The 2,903-nt window shown below is 57.8% G+C and carries 3 protein-coding genes; 1 reads left to right on the forward strand and 2 read right to left on the reverse strand.

The genetic code is table 11. The features are described 5' to 3' along the window. Positions 1-63: 63 nt before the first annotated feature. Both RR842_RS13435 and RR842_RS13440 read right to left on the reverse strand, forming a co-directional pair. Positions 64-534, reverse strand: a complete 471-nt coding sequence (locus RR842_RS13435; RefSeq protein ID WP_332730094.1) for a hypothetical protein — start codon at positions 532-534, stop codon at positions 64-66. Between the two features lie 171 nt (positions 535-705). Continuing rightward, complete coding sequence (locus tag RR842_RS13440) at positions 706-918, reverse strand: helix-turn-helix transcriptional regulator (RefSeq protein ID WP_332522538.1); 213 nt, start codon at positions 916-918, stop codon at positions 706-708. Positions 919-1,634: 716 nt separating this feature from the next. Between RR842_RS13440 and RR842_RS13445 the strand changes: the two genes are divergently transcribed. After that, the gene (locus tag RR842_RS13445; RefSeq protein ID WP_332514971.1) at positions 1,635-2,900 is read left to right on the forward strand and encodes a RidA family protein; all 1,266 of its coding nucleotides are present in this window, start codon (positions 1,635-1,637) and stop codon (positions 2,898-2,900) included. The last annotated feature ends 3 nt before the right edge of the window (positions 2,901-2,903 follow it).

Below are 2,903 nucleotides of genomic sequence, written 5' to 3' on the forward strand. Positions count from 1 at the left end.
CGTAGGGAGAGGAAGGCTACCAGCGATGAAGGAAGAACCCCCCGCCTTTAGGCGTGGGGAGTGTCAAAGCACTATTGGTCCGACTGGTGTTGCTTCGGGTAACCCGAAATTCGGGCACGCGGCTTCAAGCGCCCGCTCGAACTTCTTCAAGCCGAGGGTGGCACCGACAACCTCAAAGGATATCGAGGATCGCTGCCCGTCGTCGTTCGTGTAGTTCACCACCCAGTAGACGTGATCGACTTTCTTCTTCTTGGTTCCCGTACCGTCGATGCCGCCTATGACGGCTCCCAGAGGTCCCAGGATAAGCCCGCCGACCGCAGCTCGTCCGATCACCGACTTCTGGCCCTTGTTGACGATCTCGCTTTCACGTACCGTGCCGAAGTCCTTGATCTTGCGGAGGGGGAGCAGCACGGGTTGTTGCTTATCGATGCGCTGGTTGATAACGAGGTTGTCGCCGTCTATGGTGGCGCAGATGGCGTAACCTCCCGGTATGCCAGGGATCGCCCCCGGTACCGCGCAGAGGTTCACCGTCATATTACCTTGCCTGTCTTTGTTCCCAAAAATTACCATGTGAGGCCTTCCCGGTTATTTCACTGCGAGCTGGTCGCGCAGCGCCGCTTGTAGTGTCTGTGAGAAATCAAAAAACACGTGGTACATTTTGTATCTTCTGCCAGCAGTGGACAATAGCGAAGGCTTGCACGCCGGTTACGTGCCTGCATGCTCATGCCTCATGATATCGCCCGGCTGACAGTCAAGCACCTCGCAGAGGGCCTCAAGCGTGGAGAACCTTATTGCCTTCACTTTGCCGGTCTTTATGCGCGAGAGGTTGACCACCGACACACCCACGCGCTCGGACAGTTCGTTTAGGCTTATGCCGCGCTGACGCATCACTCGGTCGAGGTTGATCACGATGCCCATGAATGCCTCCTTGTGCCTAATGATAGAGGATGCGCATGTAGATCATTTGAAGCATAACTTTATTGATAATCGTTAAAGTGTATGCCATTGATGCAAGTACGGGGAAGTTATATCCAAACTACAACCGAACCGGCAACGGCGCGCGATTTCGGGGCCTGTGAAGTGCCGCTCTCTTGAAGCTTTGCTTCCCCGGCAACGCGGATGCAAATGTGAGTAGTGTGTGCAAATGCAAGTAGCGTTGGTCTTCCTACCGTGCGTTCGGCTGACGGGGGTGTCAGCCGTCTCTCTTCTCCGCTCGCATCCTGTGGCGACGCTGGGCGTTGCCGGTTGCTCGCATCCCTTCGAAAGCCTCCGTCCTGGATGGGGTATCCGTGATGCCCTGGTTCGCATCCGATCTGTGGAGGGTATGCGAAGGCCCTGCTGCTAATCGGTGAGCGGTAGGTGCAATAATCTTGCATGAAACGCAACCGAGGCACGAGTTTTTTGCATGGCTTTCCGAGAGGTTTCCAGAATTCCCGATATACGGACAAACGTGCGTCTTTCCGTTGTCAAACAATCTCGCGAAATAGTAATTGTGCAAGTGCACAAAACGCTATAATGCAGCAGTCCCGAATGGCAAGAGGATTCAGTGGAGCAAGCAAACTCGGGAAAGCGGGCCGATGCGGCCCCAATCGCCAAGTATCGCAAGTGAAGCATTTTAAAAGGAAGGTACCAACATGAGCGGTGACAACGTAGTTTTGGCCCGGAACACGGACAACGCGCCTAAGAGCGATCGGTACGCGCAGACGGTGGCTTTCTCCCACTATAACAACTTCTCTGCCCAGCTGCCCCTCGACCCCGCGACTGGCAAGATCGTCGCCGGCGGCGCGAAGGAGCAGGCCGAGCAGTGTCTGAAGAACATCAAGGCCGTGGTGGAGAGCATTGACCACGCAATGACCGACGTGGTGCGTATCACCATCTTCGTCAAGAACATCAAAGACGTTCCCGCCATCGACGAGGTCTACAAGACGTTCTTCACGACCTACCTTCCCGCGCGCACGGTCGTTGCCGTTGCCGCCCTTCCGATGGACGCCCTGGTGCAGGTCGAAGCCCTTCTCACCAACGGCGAAGGTACGATCCCGAACGCACCGCAGTCCGGCGACTTGATCAAGTACACCAACAACACGCACAACGCCCCGTTGGACCCGATGTCCACGCAGATCGTGGCGTTCTCCCACTACAGCAACATCTCTGCCCAGCTGCCCCTCGACCCCGAGACCAACGAGATCGTTGTCGGCGGCGTGGCCGAGCAGGCTGCCCAGTGCCTCAAGAACATCAAGGCCATCCTGACGAGCATTGATGTGCCTATCGACGACATTGTGAAGGTGAGCGTCTTTTTGAAGGACCTCTCCGACATTGATGCCGTGAACGAAGTGTACACACGCTTCTTCCCCGACTCGGGCATCGCTCGTGCCGTTGGCTATATGCCGGCCCGCACGGTCGTTGAGGTCGCTGCCCTGCCCATGCACGCGCTTGTGCAGATCGAAGCCGTGGTGTCCCATGGTGACGGCACGCCTCCGCAGGCCGTCGAGGACCGTCATGGCCTCATCGTGGAAGCCAACAGCACCGACGCTGCGCCGAAGTGCAAGTTCTCCACGCAGACGGTGGCTTTCTCCCACTACAACAACATCTCCGCCCAGCTGCCCATCGACCCCGCGACCGGCAAGATCGTGTCCGGCGGCGTGGTCGAGCAGGCCGAGCAGTGCTTCAAGAACATCAAGGCCATCATCGAGTGCGTCGACCACAAGCTCGAGGATGCCGTCAAGGTGAACATCTTCTTGAAGAACATCGAGGATCTCGATGCCGTGAACGAGACGTACGCGACGTTCTTCCCCGGTGCGCCTGCTCGCAGGGTCGTCGGTGCCTCCACGCTGCCCATGGGCGCGTTGGTGCAGGTCGACGCTATCTTCGGCAACGCCGAGGGCACGCCCCCGATCGTGTAGCGC

This window comes from Gordonibacter sp. (genome assembly GCF_036667095.1).
GTDB lineage: Bacteria > Actinomycetota > Coriobacteriia > Coriobacteriales > Eggerthellaceae > Gordonibacter.